The organism is Mesorhizobium sp. B2-4-13, assembly GCF_006658535.1.
Taxonomy (GTDB): domain Bacteria; phylum Pseudomonadota; class Alphaproteobacteria; order Rhizobiales; family Rhizobiaceae; genus Mesorhizobium; species Mesorhizobium australicum.
In genome coordinates, this window is record NZ_VFVB01000002.1 from 481,759 (window position 1) to 500,824 (window position 19,066).

Consider the following 19,066-nt stretch of genomic DNA (forward strand, 5'->3'; position numbering starts at 1 on the left):
TACGCTGGCGGCATTCCAGCGGTCGAGAGCCGCCGACCGGAGGCGATGTCAGCCGCGCAGGGCAGCCATGGCGGCGGCATGAAGCTCCGGTGTCGCGGCCGCTAGAACATCGCCGCCATTCTCCGCGGGCCCGCCGTCGAAGGTGGTCACGACCCCGCCTGCCTTCTCGATGATCGGGATCAGCGCCACGATGTCGTAGGGCTTCAATCCAGGATCGGCGACGATGTCGACGCTCCCCGAGGCGATCATGGCGAAGGCATAGCAATCGGCGCCATAGCGGGCGAGCTGGATTTGCCGCTCGAACGCGTCATAGCGATTGCGTGCCTCGCCCTTGAACAGGGCCGGCGTTGTGGTGAACAACCTGGCCTCGGCCAGCTTCGTCGTCTTGCTGGTCGTCAGCTTGCGGGGCCCTCCCGGCCCCTCATAATGTGATCCGGAGGCGTTGGCGTAGAACAGCTCGCCGGTGAAGGGCTGGGCCATCATGCCGGCGACCGCGTCACCATCGACCGTCAGCCCGACCAGCGTCCCCCACACCGGCAGGCCGGAGATGAACGCGCGCGTGCCGTCGATCGGATCGATCACCCAGACATGCCGGCTGGAGATGTTCTCGCTGCCGTGCTCTTCGCCCAGGATGCCGTGGTCGGGATACTCAGCCGATATCAGCGCCCGGATGGCGCGCTCGGCCTCGCGGTCGGCCTCCGTGACCGGATCGAAACTGCCTTTTTCCTTGTTGGCGACCGCGCCCTGGGCGCGGAAGCGCGGCAAGGTCTCCGCCGCCGCCGCTTGCGCGATACGGCGCATGAAATCGATGCTGATGTCCAACTGATTCTCCCGCTTTGCAGCGCGCCCTAGCCGGGCTTGCCGCGACTTCCCCGCCAAGACAAGCTTGTCTATCGATTTATCCGCCGCGACAACTGTTGCCGGAATGTCACTCCAACGTCATCGAAACGCAATTTCCACATCACTCTGAATTAAAAAAGCCTAAACGTCGCTTGACATTTGTGCGCTGCACAATACCCTCAATCTCGGACAGGGTTTCCTGTCCATGCCCTCCTTGGGCGTTTCCTCCCTAGACTTCGACCGTATCGTGCAAACGATGCGGTCTTTTTTTCACGGCCGCTCCTGGAGCGGGCCGTCCAAAGAAGCACACAAAAATCTTGGGCGGTGGCACGCATGAGACAAGGCGTGGTCTTCACTCCGCGGCCAGCGGCAGATCGATGAAATGATGGTCCGGCATCGCCATCAGGTCGGCTGAAAACCGCGTCAGATCGTCGGCCAGCGCGTCGAAGCCGGCGGCTTTCTCGAATGTCCGCTCATTCATGTAGAGCCCGCGATTGACCTCGATCTGCAGCGCGTGCAAATGACGCGCCGGACGGCCGTAATGCTCGGTGATGAACCCGCCGGCGTAAGGCTTGTTGTGGGCAACCGTATAGCCCATCGCGGTCAACAGGCCGATCGCGGTTTCGGTCAGGGCCGCGGTGGCCGAGATGCCGAAACGGTCGCCGATGATGAAATCCGGCCGCAGCCCGTTGTCGCCGACACGGATGCTCGCCGGCATCGAATGGCAATCGATCAGCACGGCAAAGCCGAACCGGGCGTGGGTCCTGGTCAAAAGCCGCTTCAGCGTTTCATGATAGGGCTTGTAGACGGCCTCGATGCGGGCAACCGCCTCGGCGAGCGGCAAGCGGCCCGAATAGATGTCGAGCCCCTCGCCCACCAGCTTCGGCACGGTGCCGAGCCCGCCGGCCACGCGCGCGGAGCGGATGTTGCAGAAGGACGGCACCGGCTCGGCGAACATGCGCGGGTCGAGTTCCCAGGGCTCGCGGTTGACGTCGAGATAGGCGCGCGGGAAATTCGCCGCCAGCAGCGGCGCGCCGAGCGCCACGGCGCCGCCGAACAACTCGTCGACATAGCAATCCTCCGAGCGGCGGATGGCATTGCGATCGAGCCTCGCCATGGCAAGGAAGCGTTCGGGATAGTAGCGGCCGCTATGCGGCGAGTTGAAAAGGAAGGGGACGCGCTGCTCGGCGCCCGACCGGATTTCGAAGGGTGGAAAGACCGAAAAATCCTCGGCTGCCGTCTTCAATTTGAACGAACCCGAAAACACCAGTGCATCATGGCATGAAACTGCCACCTTGCTGGCCGCATGTCCAGCATTTCGGCGGTCGTGCCGCTGGGCAAATGTGGGTCAGGCGCGTCCGCGTTCACTTGATGTTTACTCTCACCTCCTCATATACAGGATGGTTAACGGGCCTGCCCCACGGCAGTCTCCGGCGGGTGATTCGGACGGGATAACATGGCACGCATTCTTCTGGCGGAAGACGACGACGATATGCGTCGGTTCCTCGTCAAGGCGCTGGAGCGCGCCGGCTATCAGGTCAGCGATTTCGACAACGGCGCCAGCGCCTATGAGCGGCTGCGTGAGGAACCGTTCTCGCTGCTTCTGACCGACATCGTCATGCCGGAGATGGACGGCATCGAACTGGCGCGTCGCGCCACCGAAATCGATCCCGACCTCAAGGTCATGTTCATCACCGGTTTTGCCGCCGTCGCGCTGAACCCGGATTCCAAGGCGCCGAAAGACGCCAAGGTGCTGTCCAAGCCCTTCCACCTGCGCGATCTGGTCAACGAGGTCGAGAAGATGCTGCAGGCGGCTTGAACCGCCTTTCGCAAGCCGCCGGCGTTGGTCCACAGCCGCGGCGGGACGACGTGTTTTTCCTCTTTTCCTGCTATTGACGCGCCTGACCAAAAATGGTGTATGCGCGGCTTCGGATGGGCGTGTAGCTCAGCGGGAGAGCACTGCATTGACATTGCAGGGGTCACAGGTTCAATCCCTGTCACGCCCACCATCCTATCTTTCTGAAACAGCTTAGTTTTTTAACGCAGCGCCATACGCGGCACTCCGGCGCTGACCGGTTACAGCAATCAGATAGCAATCAGCGAACGGGGAAAAATCCGGAACATTGAGGTAGTCCCACCCTCGCCGTTTGATCGCCTCAAGTCGGTCCTTCATGCTAGGACTAGCCTAGCATTAGCTTAGGAGAAGTCGTGGATGGACGAAGATGATCAGGAAGGGACTCCGGTAGCCGGCCCGAGCGAAAAGGTTCGTCGCGGTATGAAACGCTACTGGGCGAAAAATTCGCTGAAGCTCAAAACTAAGAATATCCGTCGCGTACTTTTGGAACAACCGGCTTCCCCGCCTGACGCCGGCGCCATCCCATTCATGTCGGTCATCGAAGGGGGTGTCATCAACCCAAATGAGCTGTTCTCTCTAATTTTAGACGATGAACTCCCCAAGGTGGAGAGACCAATTGTCGGGCGAATGTTGGCAGCCTGGTTGGCAGATCCAGCTAGCTCAAATCTTCACTTCCGGACGCTGCTCTCCTCAGTCACATCGGTCGCGAAAGGACTTCAGCGAGACCATCGACCATCAGATTTCCCGACTGGGCACATCGACACCATGCACGCACGCCTAGTCTCATACCGAGGGTTCTTTCAGGGGCTACATCATCTTGTCGAGCAAGCTGCATCGGAACGATGGCCCGAAACGTCAGATCAGATCGCCGCCGAGACGAAAAAGACCTCAGCTTGGGTACTCGATGCGCTGATAATGTACACAGGCCTTCACCATCTGATGGGGCAAATTGGTCCAGCCAACTTTTCGAACATTTTGAGTGCCAACAAGGCGCGACAGGTGCCCTCGACGATTGAGTGGCGATCATCCATCGAAGGCATTCTGACTGGCGGAAAGCAATCCTTTGAAAGACCAAACAAACGAAGGATCGGAGAGACCAGGACGATCAAGAACGAGCTAGATCACAAGGGTGCTGCACCCGCGGTCGCTTATGCTGCCTATAACGTCTCGTTCGGCGACGGGGAGTGTCTCCTCCATCGGATCATTGTTAATCCCGCTAGCCTGCATTCTTATCCAGACCACATCCGTAGTTGCCTTGGCAGGGCAAGGTTCGTCTTCGACACTCTCACGCCTGGTATGATGAAGACGAATATAGAGCCTCCCCCAGGGGAGGCCGAGGCTTTTGATCCTAAGCCTTTCGAAGAGAATGTGCGCGACAACTACAATATGACTCTACAAACCCTCGCCTACCCGAAGGCCGGCCGGCAAAAGCCAAGCAAACTGGAATTTTGAGGGATAAACCGTGTAATTTAAAATTACACGGGTGCAAGCCGAAATTTCAGCATTTTTCACCAGCGATTTGCGGTTCAATTAGGAAGTCCTTCAATTTGAAAAAGGACTTCCGATGCTTGAAACTACACAAACTTCTGATCGCCGGAGCGAGACCTTTCTGAACGAGCATGCGCTTGCTGAGAGGTGGGCTATATCCGTCAAGACTCTGCGAAATCGTAGAGTCACTGGGGGCTTCCTACCATTCGTCAAGCTTTCCCGTTCTGTCCGTTATCGGCTGTCTGACGTGATCGCCTGGGAAGAGGCGAACACTCGCGAAAACACCTGCCAACTCACCAGAGGTCCGCAACCCGACCGCGTCATTTCACCCAAGGCTAGGCTCGTGAGAGAAAGCACTCCCACCGTAAAGGTCTTTCAGATCAAAGACTTGAGTGGTGAGCGGCGAGAACCGTGAGCGCGATCGCCGTCCCTGTAGCTGACTATTTTAGCCTACACCCGAACGATCGGAGAGGACGCAGGCACGGTCATACCGGCCCGTCATCGCGTCCTCGAACCCTTAAAGGAACCAACATGTCCCCCGTTTTCTCTGAATCGACTGCGACTTCCTGCAAACGGATCCCAACCCTCGACGCCAACATGGTCTGCGCCCGCTTCGGCATCAGCGAAAGGACTCTTAGCCGATGGCAAAAAGATGCAGCGCTTGGCTTCCCGGAGCCGACATACTTATGGGGCCGTCGTTGGTGGCCTGAAAGCGAAATTGTGAATTGGGACACCCGGCAGTTCGGAATGACCTACTCTGTCGGGGACTAGCACTAGGCCGATGGACGCCGCACGAACGTCGGACCTCGGTCGCGACTGACCGGGGCGCCCTACCCCCTCTAACACCATGGTGAACCTATGCCACCCACACGGCAGTGGGAGGATGAATCGCGCTATTTTGAAACGCGGTCATTCTCCCGGAACGAAGATCAGAAGCGCCTCGAGCTGCTTCAAACTTGCCCGAAATATCGATCGAGGACCAAAGAACTTCAAAGGCTCCTGCGCTTCGGCCTTATCAGCCCGGAACCACAACCAACCTTGGCTTCGTCTCGTCACATGAGGGAGCTACGCGCCGAGATTATCGGGGCCTTGCTCGATGCCGTTGAGGACATTCCTCACAACGACCTCAACGTCGTGACGGTCATCAATCGCCACTGGCACCTCGACCCGGCAGCCCTCGATAGAGCCAGCGCGAAATCGATCAAAGGCGAATTCCGGACCCACCTTGGGAGGGCTGGGATCCTTGCGCGGAAAGGGCTCCTGGTCGGTTTTCTGCATGGTGAGTTCGAACCAACCAGCCGGACCTACCAGCTGCACTGGCATCTCGTGACAACACGCGAAAAAGCTCAGGCGATCCGACCTGCCCTTAGGGGTCGTTGGGGTTACGAGCGGACTTCAACCGGGGCAGCTCCTATCAAATCGCAATCGGTGAACCATCGGAGAAAGCAGCTGTCTTATCTGTTCAAAGCCTTCTGGCCGCAGAAAGCCGTCATTGACATTAACGGCAAGAAAAAAAGAAGGCGGGAAGGAACTCGGATCGACCTCCCCCACCACAACCAAGTTCTCGCCTGGCTTCACAAACAAAATCTGGTCGATGTGATGATCACCAACAAATGCTCTTATCGATCAGGTCAATTCATTCCCCTGCGGTAGCTTTGTATTTCTCGAATTGCGGAAGACCCGCTCAAACCATGCTCACACTGCCATAGGAGGTTCATCCGAAGCCACTTTGAGAACATTCTCGATACAACACTGCGATCAACATCATCCCCTTCAAATTTTTTGGGTTCCACCCGATCCACGGGTGGGAAGGTGGGAAATCTAGCTGAAAACAGGTGAAAACATGACGCTTGAAAATAATAGCTCGCGTCCCGCAAGGGAAACGGCGAACGCACTCAATCATGACAACGCAAAGGTCGAGGTCGCAATCGTTGACCTCGTCGAAGACCAGAACGGCACTCATTGGGTGTGCTACGGGACTGCATTGCGATCGATATGGTTCTCAATCCAGGAGCTCCATGCCGCCGAGAGCGGCGTCCTTGCCAAATTGGCTGGGGCGGGCTGCATCCTGCTGACGACCAAATCGAAGAACCGCTTCAAGAAGCAGATCGAAGATGCCAAAGGATATAGACTGGCCAGTGTCGCGGCGCATCCGGGCTGGTGCGGTCAGTCGTTCGTCTTCGGAGATAGGACGGTAGTCTCTCCTAAGCACCGCTCGGAGAAAATCATCGTTGCATTTCAGCGCGATCCGAGATTCGAGGCGGCGGGGACTTTGGAAGCTTGGATGACAGAAGTCGGACGGATTATCGCGGGTCAGCCTTTGCCGTTGGCTATGCTCGCTTACTCGTTCGTGCCGCCGCTCCTGCGGTTCGTACCGGAAGGAACCCTCAACCCGCAAATTGAGCTTGTCGGGGACCGTGAGACAGGAAAATCCACGGTCGCGGTGCTGGCTGCGTCGGTCTGGTCCGGGAAGCGCAACAGCGATAGCGGTGGTGGGCAGAACTGGAATCGAACCCTTGGCAGCTTGGATCCGCTGAAAGAGTCACACGCCGACGTGCTGTTGATGCTGGATGAGGCGAACTCGGCCGGCAGCAATGCACGCGAAAAGGCCGATCTCCTGCAGGCGGCTGCGTTTAGATTCGCATCGACCGGAACCAGAACGCGACTGACAGACCCAGTGTCGTCCACGGACGTCCGAGTGGCTTTGTTGAGCACGAGCAATGAACCCCTCAGCCGGTTGATAAAGGCGTCGAAGGAGATTGTCGATGCCGTGAGCTCTCGGATGGTGACAATCAACGTCGATAAGACGAAGGGGGTCTTGGCCACGGTTCCCGACGGGTTTGAGGATGCAAGTGAAGCGGTGGCGACACTTCGGGGCATCTGCGCGAAGAACTACGGTCACCCTGGCCGGGCCTTCGTCGTCAGATTGATCGAAGCTGCCTCTGAGGATGAGAATGCGATCCAGGAACAAATCTCAAAATGGATGGCGTTGTTCCTGGATAAGCTCAGCAAGCACCTCGGCAAGGATGCGTCATCTGTGCGAGTGAAGAAGGTATTCGCTATGATGTTTGCGGCAGGCATGCTCGCTCGCAAATGGGACTTGTTACCTAACGAGTGGGGCAGCCTGACGAAGAGCCTGCTTGACGTGTTCGATCAGGTGGAGGGGCGATCGGCGAAAACCGCAGCCACCGGTTCCTCGGCGCTGGAGCGTGTGGCGAAATACGTTCAGAAGCAGGGCGACGCCATCGTACGGGTCAAAACCTTGTCAGGTCCAGTGAGCCTTAAGAAGTTCAGTGGATCGCCAGGGTATTTAATCCGGGCGACGGGGAGAAAGGCACTGCTCATCCCGTCAGAACGGTTCAGGGCTGAGTTCGAAGACCATAAGGCCATCATGCAGCAATTGCGGAGGCTCGGACTGGCAAAGACAGAGCGCGGCAAAAACCCCAAGTTGACGATTAAAACTCCCTCAAAGATTTGTGCAAAAGGGCGGGTCTACTGGATTTATCTCGACACCGACTGAAGGTGAGTACCGGCACGTGAGTGCCTCGACGGCCGATCGAGACTAATGCCAGGTCACTCTCTCATTCTCCTTCCGACAGAGGAACTGTCCAGTCGGAAGGTGCCCTGACTGAATGGGTTGCCACCGCGGCGTGAGATCTACGCGCGGTCACTGGCGAAAGTGCCCTACCGTAAAGGTTCAAGAACCATCCTATTCGACCGGGAAGGAGCGACGATCATGTCCGTCTTCCGCCAGTCGTTGCCGAGTTGGTCATCCCAGGGAGCAGGCTGCAAACCCGATCCCCTATTTTAACAATTATGGAGACAACAATGCCGACTACCGTTGGGAAACGTCCAGCCATCACTACCAAGAGCGCTCTGATCGATTGGCTCAGCAGCGGAGTGAAAGGCAACGAGCCACAGACGCAGGTGCCCATCCCATTTATCAGATACTTTGACGACCTGGCCCATAGGTTCAAGGAGCGCGATGTTATTATACCGGCCGATACCGGCTGGTTCGAAGACCTTCATGAGCTTTTCTGCTCGATCATCGATCATGACGAAACGCAGCTTTGGAGCGAGAATGTTACCCTGTAATTGCGGATACCATTGCCGGCGCGATCGAGAAGGGTGGACGAGCCACCGCTACGACCTTTATCACGTTGCTGGTGGAACTGGTGGAGCTTCACGGCCTCGAGATTGACCGATCGGGGAAGGCTATCAAAATTGTCAAACGGCTTCCAAACTGACCCCCGATCGGCGTCCAATTTTGACCCCCCTTATGTAATGTGCGGCGGTCAGCGCTCGCCCGGGCGGAGCTGGTCAGGGTTGCGCAGCCCGGGCGAGCGCGGATGGCGCTTGGCAGCTTGATGGGGTGATCAGGCGCGGTTCTTGAAGCGCCAGGATTCGTTTCCGGTCTCGATGATCTCGCAATGATGGGTGAGACGGTCGAGCAGCGCTGTCGTCATCTTGGCGTCGCCGAAGACGGCGGGCCATTCGCCGAACGCCAGGTTGGTGGTGACGATGATCGAGGTCCGTTCATAGAGCCTGCTGATCAGGTGGAAGAGCAATTGCCCGCCGGCCTGGGCAAAGGGCAGATAGCCGAGTTCATCGAGCACGACGAAGTCGAGCCTGGTGAGGTAGTCGGCGATACGGCCCTGCTTGCCGCCGCGGTGCTCGGTCTCGAGCCGGTTGACTAGATCGACGACGTTGAAGAAGCGGCCACGTGAGGCGTTGCGGATCAGGGCGCGGGCAATGGCGATTGCCAGATGCGACTTGCCGGTTCCGGTGCCGCCGATGAGAACGGCGTTGCGCTGGTCGGCGACGAAGGTGCCGTTGGCAAGGTCCCGGACCAGCACCTCGTTAACCGGCGTGCCGTCGAAGTCGAATTCATCGATGTCCTTGGCGATCGGCAGCTTGGCGACAGTGAGCTGGTATTTGATGGAGCGCGCCTGCTTCTCGGCGATCTCGGCCGACAGCAGATCGCCGACGATCCTCGGCGGCTCGTGCTGGCGCTTGATGCCTGTCGCCATGACCTCGTCATAGGCGCCGCGCATGCCATAGAGCTTCAGCGTTCCCATCAGTTCCAGAACCTGCGTGCGTTCCATCAGCTTGCCCTCCTGAGGCTGTCGTAGCGGGCGCAGTCGGCCTGCGGCTCATGCTGCAGGCGGAGCGCGTCCGGGGTGAGGATGGTAATGGCCGGCGCCGGATCGCGCCGCCGCGCCAGAATGTTGATGATGACGGCGGATGAGCAGACATTCTGGTCGAGCGCTTCCTGGCAGGCAGCCTCCACGGCATCGATGCCGTCGATCAACACCGTGGCCAGGATTGACACCATCTGCCGATCGCCGTCATGCGCCGGCTTCAATCTCCGCCGCAGCCGCTCCATTGCCGATGGCAGAACCCAGTCCTGGAACGGCGCGCCATTGCGCAAGGCGCCAGGCTTGCGAGCGAGGACCGGAACATAGTGCCAGGGATCGTAGACCGTCTCGTTGCGCCCGAAGGAGCGGGCATGCTCGGCGACGACCACGCCGTCCTGGCGGATGACGATCTTGCCGGCATAGGCATGGATCTCGACCGGGCGGCCGACGGCCGTCGACAGGACTGAGTATTTGTTGGTGTCGAAGCGCACCGTGCAGGTCTTCGACACCGAAGCCGGCACCGCGTGGAACCCGTCGAAGGGGCCGCGATATTCGATCAGTTTGCCGCGCTCCTCCTCGAACACGTTCCAGATCGTTCGTTCCGGCTGTTCAATGTGACGATGCGCCTTGGCGTAGGCGACGCACTTGTCCTGCAGCCAGGCGTTCATCTCCTCGTAGGTCTTGAAGCGCAGCCTGGGCGTGAAGAAGCGCTCGCGCACCAGCCCGACCTGGTTCTCGACCTGACCTTTCTCCCAGCCCGACGCCGGCGTGCAGGCAACCGGCTGCACCAGATAGTGGCTGCACATCTGCAGGAGGCGGCGATTGTATTGGCGGTCCTTGCCGACAAAGATCGTTTCCACCGCCGTCTTCATGTTGTCGTAGATGCCGCGCGTGCAGGCGCCGCCGAAGAAGGCAAAGGCCCTGTCATGGGCGTCGAACACCATCTCCTGCGTCTCGCGCGGATAGGCCCTGACGAACATCATGCGGCTGTGGCAGAGCCGGACATGGGCGACCTTCACGGTCACTGTCACGCCGTTGATCAGGACGATCTCGTGGCTCCAGTCGAACTGGTAGGCCTCGCCCGGCGCGAAGAATAGCGGCACGTAGGCGTCCGCCATCGCCGACCCCTGCGCCTTCGCCCAGTTCTTCGCGTATCGGCGGACGGCGTCATAGCCTCCCTCGTAGCCGAGGCTGCAAAGCTCCTCGTAAATCCGGATCAGTGTCAGTTGCTCGCGCGCCGCCTTGCCACGGTTGCCATTCAAAAACCCGTCAAGCTGATCCTGCCATGGGCCGATCTTTGGCTTGGGCTGCCGCTCGCGTTCGTAGGAGAATGATGTCTCGTCGGATCTGAGAATCTTGCGGACCGTGTTGCGAGACACATGCAGCTCGCGGCAAATCCGCTTGAGCGACCATCCTTGCACATGGAATGCGCGCCGAACCCGAGCAATCGTATCCACCGACTTCATCCCCACACCATCCGCTCGCTACGACGAGCTGATGGTCGCAAAATCAAAGCATCAGGGGGGTCAAAATTGGACGCCGATTCCCCGGCTTAGGGGGTCAATTTTGCACGCCGATTCACAATCAAAATCGCCAGCAGCGATCGGTTCTCGCAAATCAAGGGTTCAAGGTCGCCGTGGCATTGCCCATACGGTAGCCGAACTAGCTGAGTCCGAAAATCGATGGGAACTTTTCAAAGGAGTGAATTAAGCCCCCTCCCTGCGGCTTTCCACGCCAAGCCGAGTGGATCGGGTTTCGGCGCAGCAGATGGACGTCTGCTCAGCCTTCCCACTGTGGGCCATGCAGAAGTCCGCGCAGTGGTGCCGCGGTGCCCGCCAGGCACCGGCCGGGGAGCTTGGCACTTCCTAGCCGTGCAGCTGGCTGTCGGCCACAATGTTCTGATGCGGAAGCTGATGCTGGAGCGACTGCTTTAGCCGTCCGGCGCGGTTCCTCTCGGCATCCAGCAGTTCCTCCTCGGCTGTCAGGCCGTTCATAAACAGCTTGAGCAGGTGGGACGCGATGCGCTGGGCCTGCTGCGATTCAAGGGGAGTGCCGTTCTCCTTGCATACAATACGGCACACGCGAGAGAGCATATCGATCTCGCACGGTCCCAAGCACTGACCGGGGTACAACATAGCCTTTCCTCCTCGAAAGCTACGAAACTCGGACAGTGCGACAGGCGTGTGGAATCCGCAATTGATTTTGGCGTGATCGACTGCGCTGTCAGACGCGCCCGTGTGATAGCCATGTGGCTATTGAGGGGCAATTCTGACTGTCTGGTCGGCATTCACCCTTTTCTAGCCGCTAACAGGGCTGAAGCGAGCGGCCCAACTTCTTCAGTCATTTCGCTAACTGGAATGTGTGCTGCCGCAGCATCGCAGGACAGATTGAACACATGGGTGCCAATGCCCAAGAGTTTCAAACTCGAATGATTTAGGCTGCTCGCAACGTAAACATCGAACAGCGCGCGGCCACGTAAGGACATCGGCATTTTGCTCGTTCACCCGGTTAAGCATTATAGGCGCTTTCGCTCACGAAGCGAGAAAATTCGGCTTAGTCAGGTCCGTCGAGCCTAAACTCAGATGATGTTGGGTCTTCTGAGATTCTGGCGAACAGGCGGCTCAACAGGTTCGCTCTTAGTCGCTTCCACAGGTGCGGCTGAATTCTCATTCAGTGGCTTTTCATGCGAGGATCAAGGCCAGCAGTGGTGCTCTCTTCCAACGTCGGAGTGCCATGTTATCCATCCCCAAATCCCGGTCAGGGCATGTTCGCGTCCAACTCAACGATAATTCCCGCGTCGCTAGCGCTTCTGGCTATGTGATTGGCCAGTTCCCAATCCGTTAACTCGCAAAGCGGGAGCACCTCTCTCACAGCACGGATCACCTCCGATATGGAAACGCTCGGATGGTCGACATTATCAATAAGGTAGCGGACGATTGCTTGGCGAGCGGCCGATGCAGTAGGCGTGACGTCAACCGCAGACATTTGAAGCCCTATGAATGCAGCCGCTGTTCGGAACCATCGACCGTCATGGTGTCAAACGCTACGGGCACATTATGAGTGATACATGCCGCTGCCAATATTTCCTCCAAGTCGTGGTCGGTGGCCTTACAGGCTGGCATCAGTGTCCGGATGGCGCGGATGGCTTGTGCGATGGAAAGAAACCGGGCTCTGCCTCTGGAAAGAACGTAGGCCTCAGCCGCCCTTTCAATCGTAATCGTGTGAAAAGTGTTGGTCATCGAGAGTTCCTCTCTGGACCCAAACCCAACACTACTTTCGACCAACATGGTGCGGTCTTCAAGGCTATGTCCGATTCCGGACAGTCAGCCGGAGGCGGTACCTAAGTGACGCTGCTCCTCCTGGCCATAGGCACCATCCGTGAGTTTTATCATTCCGGTGCGGTCGACGATCGTGATCTCGCCGCGCTTGGCATGAACCAGCCCCCGATATTCGAGCATTTGGAGGGCGGTGGTAACGCCCGGGCGCCTGGAGCCAAGCATGGTCGCCAGAAATTCATGCGTCAGGTAGATGATATCTCCTTCAGCGCGATCGTTGACCATCAGCAACCAGCGGGCGAGCCGTTCCTCGATTTTCGAATGGCCATTGACCAGCGCCGTTCGCGACGACTGGACCAGGAATGCGTGGGCGTAGCGAAGCAGCGACAGGCGAAGGGTCTGGCTCTGGGCAATCGCAATGCGCAGATGTTCAACCGGCAGGCACCAGCCGTTGCTGGCGACCTGGATATAGGTTTCGTTGGGAGATCGGTCCTGGCCGAGAACGACCGCTATCCCCGTCATGCCGTCGCGGCCGATGATGCCGACTTCGCTTTGCCGCCCACCGGTCATGGCGGCGACAACCGACGCGATGCCCGTCTCGGGAAAATAGACATGCTCGATCGGTTGATGCGCGATCTCCAGCCGGGCCTTGAGGGCCAGTTCGACGTGATGCATCGATGGCCATAAAAGCCCAAAATCCTCAGGAGTGAGGGTTTTCAAGACATGGTTGCGAAGCATGGATTGCGGCATGGCTCTTCTCCCAATCGGGCAAGAGCACGTACCCTCTCACTGTCGGCAGCATCCGGACAAATCGGCGACCGATGTCTGAGGCTACGCCCCATCTGCGCTCTTAGCAAACGGCTGCGCATAAAGTCGCCACGGCTCGTTAAGCATGGATTAACCACGACACATAGGCTCTCGGATCGTGAATGAACGAATCGGACTGACGGCCGTAAAGCTAGTGCTTCCAAAGAGGACCACGTTTTGTTCGCGACCGCCTTCGCACTGCTGATCTCGTTCTCGGTCAGCGTTGCCCTCGTTTCGTGGGCCGCGCCGATCACCGCGCAAGCCATTTCGCTCGACGTGCAGAAGTCCATCGACGGGTGGCAATTGCGTCAAACACTGTCCGATGCGCTGCACCGAGAGCCCAAGTGATCGATATGCGCGCTGGATCGGGATGACCGTGCTGGCCATGCTGGAAAACCCGCCCCGGCGTCAGCCGAGACGAGCTCCCTCCGTTCCAGTGCTTCGATTGGGCAATCGACAGATGTCCAACTCCAAAGCGCTGTTCCTGCGGCTGCACAGACTGCCGTGGCGACCCAGCAGCGCCAGCAAAGCCATCCATTAGAAGGCAACGGCTGTGCAGCCCGTGAGAGATCTGAGACCCAACAGAGGCGACCCCGCGACATCTACCGGGTCACAGCAGCTTGTCGAGGGTGATCGGCAGGTCTCTGATGCGTTTACCCGTGGCGTTGAACACCGCGTTGGCGATGGCGGCGGCGGTTCCGGTGATGCCTATCTCCCCGACGCCATGCGCACCCATGGGCGCATGCGGATCTGGCGTGTCGGTCCACATCACCTCGATCTCGGGCACGTCCATGTGCACTGGCACGTGATATTCCGAGAGACTGGCGTTCATGATGCGGCCATTGCGCTCGTCGAACTGAGTTTCTTCCATCAGCGCGAGCCCGATGCCCATGATGATGGCGCCTCGGAACTGGCTCGACGCGGTCCTTGCATTGAGGATGCGACCGCAGGCGAACGATCCTAAGATGCGGCTGACCCGGATTTCGCCTGTGACGGCGTTGACCTTCACCTCGCAGAACATGGCCGAGTGCGAGTGCATGGACCAATGCATGGTCTCCAGAGGTGGGGGAGCTTCTGCTTCGACCGTCAGTTCCATTCTGCCGGCGCGGGACAGGATGGATGCGTAGCTCTCATGCCGGGTCGGGTCGTCGAGTTTGGCGAGTCCCGCGTTCAGGCCACCCACTTCGTCCGGCGAGAGTCCGGCAAGCGGGCTATCATTGCCGGCGAGCGAGGTCAGTTCTTTCACCAGCTTCTTGTGCGTGGCCGCGATCGCTGCGCCGAACGAAGTAGTCTGTGCCGAGCCGACCGCCATGACCCTGCCCGGAAGCAAGCTGTCGCCATACTTCGCAGCCACCCGCGTCATGGGCAGGCCGAGGCGCTCGGCGGTGACTTGGGCGTGTACTGTCGCGGTGCCCATGCCCATCTCCTGCCCGGCAAACTCGACCGTTGCGTGGCCATCTCGCGTGACGGTCAACCGGGCTGCACCGCCTGGCATGCGGTTGTGCGGATAGGTCCCGCTCGCGACACCCGTACCGATCAGCCATTCGCCCTCGCGGCGCTGGCCCGGCGTTTGGTTGCGACGGCTCCAGCCAAAGCGCTCGGCGCCATCACGAAAGATCTTCTCGACCTCGCGCAACGAGAAGGGTAGCCCGCTCGTTGGCTCCTTATCCGGCTCGTTCCGCAGGCGCAGTTCGATCGGGTCCATGTCCAGGCGGGCGGCAAGTTCGTCGACGGCGGATTCGAGCGCGAAGGTGCCGACAGCTTCACCCGGAGCGCGCATGAAGGTGTTGGCCATCATGTCGACACGGGCGGCCTGCACCTCAAGCCGCAAGGCGCGAGCCGCGTAGCGGCCGCGCGTGCCCATAATGAGCGGTTCAGGCATGTTATTGTGGGGGGTCATCGCGACCTTCCCGATGTGGATGAGCGCCTCGAATTTACCGTCCGGCCGCGCGCCGATGGCGACCCGCTGCTCGGTCAGCGTGCGCCCGCCAACGATGCGGTAGACACCCTCGCGGGTGAGAACCAACCGGACCGGGCGGCCAGCGAGGCGCGCGGCGGCGGCAGCAAGCAAATGGTGCTGCCACAGCCCTTTTCCGCCGAAGCCGCCGCCGACGTAAGGCGAGAGAACCCGGACTTGTTTCTCGTCCAGCCCGAAGGCGTGGGCGAGCGACCAAGCGGTATGCGCGAGCTTTTGCGTCGCGTCGTGAACAGTGAGGTTGTCGTCCTCCCAGATGACCGTGACAGCGTGCAGTTCGAGAGCGTTGTGATTGTGGCGGGGCGTCGAATAGACTTCGTCTACCTTCACCGGAGACGTCGCGAGCACTTTTTCAGCGTCGTTAATTTCGTCCTTGAACTGCATGCCCATCATGGCGCCCGTCTCAAGGCCGGCCGCCTTTGCTTCAGCGAAACGAGTAACCGCATGCTCGGGCTCGTAGACAGGGTGCAACATGGACTTGGCATAGTCGGCCTGTTCTTGAGTTTCGGCCAGCACAAGCGCAACGGGCTGGCCATTCCAATGGATGCGATCGTCTTGGAGTACCGGGATCGAGTCCTGGGCCGCGGACCGCATGTTGGATGTGAAGGTCGGTAGCGGCTGCAGCCGCGGCGCGTTTCGGTGTGTCATCACCAGCGCGACGCCTGGTGCGGCCGCCGCCGCGGACGTGTCGAGCGAAGCAAGCCTGCCCTTGGCAATCGTGCTGTAGACGAGCGCCGCGTAAAGCATGCCGTCCAACGGAACTTCGGCTGCGAACCGCGCTTGGCCCGCTACCTTCTGCGGGGCGTCAATTCTCGGGACCGGGGCGCCGATCAGGCCGCTCCTGTGGTGGATCAGCGGATCGGGGTGGCCACCCGGAACCCACGCGTCAGGCGCCAGAGCGACGGCTTTCTGCACCACCGACATCGCTGTGGCTTGCAGACGCTGCTTGGCCTTCTCCCGAATGCTCATGCCAGTTCTCCCGCGAGTTGCGAGAGGATCGCGACGATCGTGCGGCGCGCGAGTTCGATCTTAAACCCGTTGTCCTTCAGAGGCCGAGCCTCGGACAATTCGGCATCGGCTGCGCAGCCGAACATCGCTTCATTCGCTGGCTGTCCGCGAAGGGCCTCTTCGGCCTTCCAGGCGCGCCAAGGCTTGTGTGCGACGCCGCCGAGTGCGAGCCGCACGTCCTTGATATGCCCATGCTCGATTTCCAGCGCAGCCGCGACCGAGACCAGCGCGAACGCGTAGCTCGCCCGGTCTCGCACCTTTCGGTAGCTGGAGCGCATCGACGGCGGCAGCGGCGGCAACTCGACCGCGGTGATCAACTCGCCGGGTGCCAGCGCCGTCTCGATATCCGGCGTGTCTCCAGGCAACCTGTGCAGGTCGGTCAACGGCAGCCTACGGGAGCCGCTCAGGCTCTCCAGGTGGATGACGGCATCGAGGGCGGCGAGCGCGACGCACATATCGGACGGATTCACCGCGATGCATGCCTTCGAGGCTCCCAGAATCGCGTGCCCGCGGTTGAAGCCGTCGAGTGCATCACAACCCTGTCCGGGGAGGCGCTTGTTACAGCGCGAGCCCTCTTCATCGTAGAAGTACGTGCAGCGCGTGCGCTGAAGCAGGTTGCCGCCGACGGTCGCCATATTTCGGATCTGGGCGGTCGCGCCAGCAACGATCGCGCGCGTGAGCACAGGATAGCGTTTCCGCACCAGACGGTGCTCGGCGAGAGCCGTGTTGCGCATCGCCGCTCCGATCCGCAGTCCGCCGTTCTTCTGCTCGATGATGTCTCTCGACAAGCCGGTCACGTCGACCAGCGCCGAGGGCCGCTCGATGGTCTCGCGCATGAGGTCGACCAGGTTCGTGCCGCCTCCCAGATACATGGCTCCCGTCACCCTGGCGCGCCGCACCGCATCGGCGGCATCGCTCGCGTGTGCATACTGGAAGGGAGTCATCGGGCCACGTCGTCCATACTGTCGCTGAAAGTGTCGAGAATTGCGTCGACGATGCCGTTATACGCGCCGCACCGGCACAGATTGCCGCTCATCCGCTCTCGCAGCTCCTCGCGATCGAGCACGATCTCGTCGGTCGTGAGGGCCGAGGTGACGTGGCTCGGCACCCCGCGCCGAAGCTCGTCGATCATTGCCAGCGCGGAACAGATCTGGCCGGGCGTGCAGTATCCGCATTGAAACCCGTCATGATCGATGAATGCCTGCTGAAGCGGGTGGAGAGACCCGCCGTTTGCCAGGCCTTCGATCGTGGTTATGGCGCGCCCGTCGTACTGAACAGCGAGCGCAAGGCAGGAAATGATGCGCTCGCCATCGACCAGGACAGTGCAGGCTCCGCAAGCGCCCTGGTTGCAACCCTTTTTCGTACCCGTGAGGTCGAGACGCTCGCGCAGAAGATCGAGCAGCGACACCCGGGAATCGTCGGGCACCTCGACCTCTCGCCCGTTGATGGTCAGGCACATCACCAACTCCTCTTACTTCGGCCAACCATCTGGAATTGGCTGACTTGCAGGTCACTCGAAAAACCTAGAGGTCTGGTGAAAGTTCCCCGGCGCGTATATTCCTCTGCCGATGAACGCCAGCGAGACCGATCGCGTTTCGGCTGCACGGCGGCGATGTCCGCTTACGGGAGCCTCGTTGATCCACCTAGTTGGCCAAGATTGGGCGCAAAGCTGCCGTTCACCCTCTGGCAAAGTGCGTCACTTTCGGGTCAGCGGTTTGGGGAAAATCCTTGGAAACGTCCAATAGTGTGAAATGGGTATTTTACACTGACCCCTCACCTATCGGCAGGTAATTGGAGTCAGTCGCCGACGTTCGCACATTGTAGCCGCATGTGTTTGAACCGCACCTTTCGCCTCCGTTGGGTGCTCGTGACGATACCGAATACGACTACACCACCGCCCACGCAAACTTGGCTATTATCGCCCTGTCGGGCCAGTCCGGCGCTACGAGCCCTTCTTAACATCTGGAAGGCTCGTCACGCCATCTGCGAGCGCGCGCGCAAACGCCCGAAGCGTTGCTGTGTAATTGGTGAAGCGCTTCTTATCGAGCTTGATCGGATCGCCCTCCTTGACCGCGATATTGCGCCCTGCCGCCGCTGCTATCCGGTTGATCGCCTTGCGGTTGAAGACAGGAATGCCGTGAGCACAAAGATTGCGGACCGTCACTGCTTCAACGACGGCGCGCTTGCTGCCTTTGATACCCGACCAGCCCCGGCCGCTCGCCTTCAAGATGGCATCGCCCCAAACCTCCATTGCTACATCAGTCACATAGCGCTCAGCGGCCTCGCTGATGTTGCCAGCCTTCATGCCCGCGAAGCTCGTACGAGCGACCCCTTTGTCGGCCACGAGCCGTTCGACGAGTTCGCGCGCCAGGTCCTCTGTGAGTGCGACGTACGTGGGATAGAGTGTCCGGTATAGCACCTCCCCGTCGTTCAACACCTGCTTGAAATCGTCAAGAACGCATTTGAATCCAGAATCGCCGGAGGGATCATGGACGATCATTGGCGATGGAGACGATACCGGAAAGTCGTTCACATAGGCTTTGTAAGAATCAAGCGCCATCTCACACGCCAGCCGGAACCGCGTTAGATCGCGCCAGCGGTCCCACATGGAATACCGCACCCAGCCTGCCATGCTTTCCCCCACATCTTTACCCTGTGGAACAATGTGACGCTCGACGAG

16 protein-coding genes, 1 tRNA gene and 1 pseudogene are annotated in these 19,066 nt (G+C 59.7%); 7 read left to right on the plus strand and 11 right to left on the minus strand.

Annotated elements, in window-relative coordinates; translation table 11 throughout:
• Positions 1-48: 48 nt before the first annotated feature.
• Positions 49-822 (minus strand): histidinol-phosphatase, encoded by a 774-nt coding sequence (gene hisN, locus FJ936_RS06455; RefSeq protein WP_141906234.1) that lies wholly within the window; start codon positions 820-822, stop codon positions 49-51.
• A 370-nt stretch (positions 823-1,192) separates the two neighbouring features.
• Positions 1,193-2,134 (minus strand): N-formylglutamate amidohydrolase, encoded by a 942-nt coding sequence (locus tag FJ936_RS06460; protein ID WP_140721345.1) that lies wholly within the window; start codon positions 2,132-2,134, stop codon positions 1,193-1,195.
• Between the two features lie 162 nt (positions 2,135-2,296).
• Between FJ936_RS06460 and FJ936_RS06465 the strand changes: the two genes are divergently transcribed.
• From FJ936_RS06465 to FJ936_RS06500, 6 genes are all read left to right on the plus strand, one after another.
• Complete coding sequence (locus FJ936_RS06465; RefSeq protein ID WP_006199474.1) at positions 2,297-2,659, plus strand: response regulator; 363 nt, start codon at positions 2,297-2,299, stop codon at positions 2,657-2,659.
• A 115-nt stretch (positions 2,660-2,774) separates the two neighbouring features.
• Positions 2,775-2,849, plus strand: a tRNA-Val gene (locus FJ936_RS06470).
• A 203-nt stretch (positions 2,850-3,052) separates the two neighbouring features.
• A complete protein-coding gene (locus FJ936_RS06475; RefSeq protein ID WP_141906235.1) occupies positions 3,053-4,147 on the plus strand; it encodes a hypothetical protein in 1,095 nt (364 codons plus the stop codon).
• Between the two features lie 894 nt (positions 4,148-5,041).
• Complete coding sequence (locus tag FJ936_RS06490) at positions 5,042-5,836, plus strand: hypothetical protein (RefSeq protein WP_141906237.1); 795 nt, start codon at positions 5,042-5,044, stop codon at positions 5,834-5,836.
• 190 nt (positions 5,837-6,026) lie between these two features.
• Positions 6,027-7,703: a DUF927 domain-containing protein gene (locus tag FJ936_RS06495; RefSeq protein ID WP_141906238.1), complete on the plus strand. Its 1,677-nt coding sequence runs from the start codon at positions 6,027-6,029 to the stop codon at positions 7,701-7,703.
• A gap of 308 nt (positions 7,704-8,011) precedes the next feature.
• Positions 8,012-8,278 carry a hypothetical protein gene (locus tag FJ936_RS06500; protein WP_141906239.1) on the plus strand — a complete coding sequence of 89 codons (267 nt, stop codon included), beginning with the start codon at positions 8,012-8,014 and terminating at the stop codon, positions 8,276-8,278.
• Positions 8,279-8,559: 281 nt separating this feature from the next.
• Here FJ936_RS06500 and istB read toward each other — a convergent pair whose 3' ends face one another.
• From istB to FJ936_RS06530, 5 genes and pseudogenes are all read right to left on the minus strand, one after another.
• The gene (istB, locus tag FJ936_RS06505) at positions 8,560-9,288 is read right to left on the minus strand and encodes an IS21-like element helper ATPase IstB (RefSeq protein ID WP_141906240.1); all 729 of its coding nucleotides are present in this window, start codon (positions 9,286-9,288) and stop codon (positions 8,560-8,562) included.
• Positions 9,221-10,787 (minus strand): annotated as a pseudogene (gene istA, locus FJ936_RS06510) (IS21 family transposase). The gene istB and the pseudogene istA overlap by 68 nt, the downstream one beginning before the upstream one ends.
• A gap of 399 nt (positions 10,788-11,186) precedes the next feature.
• Positions 11,187-11,414, minus strand: a complete 228-nt coding sequence (locus FJ936_RS06515) for a hypothetical protein (RefSeq protein ID WP_181763097.1) — start codon at positions 11,412-11,414, stop codon at positions 11,187-11,189.
• Between the two features lie 900 nt (positions 11,415-12,314).
• Entirely contained in the window at positions 12,315-12,560 is a 246-nt protein-coding gene (locus FJ936_RS06525) for a hypothetical protein (protein ID WP_141906243.1), read from the minus strand.
• Between the two features lie 84 nt (positions 12,561-12,644).
• Entirely contained in the window at positions 12,645-13,346 is a 702-nt protein-coding gene (locus FJ936_RS06530) for a Crp/Fnr family transcriptional regulator (RefSeq protein WP_141906244.1), read from the minus strand.
• A gap of 234 nt (positions 13,347-13,580) precedes the next feature.
• Between FJ936_RS06530 and FJ936_RS30450 the strand changes: the two genes are divergently transcribed.
• Positions 13,581-13,751: a hypothetical protein gene (locus tag FJ936_RS30450; RefSeq protein ID WP_181763098.1), complete on the plus strand. Its 171-nt coding sequence runs from the start codon at positions 13,581-13,583 to the stop codon at positions 13,749-13,751.
• A gap of 262 nt (positions 13,752-14,013) precedes the next feature.
• Here the strand turns inward: FJ936_RS30450 and FJ936_RS06535 are convergent, their stop codons facing one another.
• The 4 genes from FJ936_RS06535 to FJ936_RS06550 all read right to left on the minus strand — a co-directional run bounded on the left by FJ936_RS06535 (position 14,014) and on the right by FJ936_RS06550 (position 19,018).
• Positions 14,014-16,302, minus strand: coding sequence for a xanthine dehydrogenase family protein molybdopterin-binding subunit (locus FJ936_RS06535; RefSeq protein WP_210245816.1), 2,289 nt, complete (start codon positions 16,300-16,302; stop codon positions 14,014-14,016).
• Between the two features lie 41 nt (positions 16,303-16,343).
• Positions 16,344-17,330: a xanthine dehydrogenase family protein subunit M gene (locus FJ936_RS06540; protein ID WP_141906246.1), complete on the minus strand. Its 987-nt coding sequence runs from the start codon at positions 17,328-17,330 to the stop codon at positions 16,344-16,346.
• Positions 17,327-17,845 (minus strand): 2Fe-2S iron-sulfur cluster-binding protein, encoded by a 519-nt coding sequence (locus FJ936_RS06545; protein ID WP_141906247.1) that lies wholly within the window; start codon positions 17,843-17,845, stop codon positions 17,327-17,329. The genes FJ936_RS06540 and FJ936_RS06545 overlap by 4 nt, the downstream gene beginning before the upstream one ends.
• Before the next feature lie 483 nt (positions 17,846-18,328).
• Positions 18,329-19,018: a hypothetical protein gene (locus tag FJ936_RS06550; protein WP_141906248.1), complete on the minus strand. Its 690-nt coding sequence runs from the start codon at positions 19,016-19,018 to the stop codon at positions 18,329-18,331.
• Positions 19,019-19,066 lie beyond the last annotated feature (48 nt).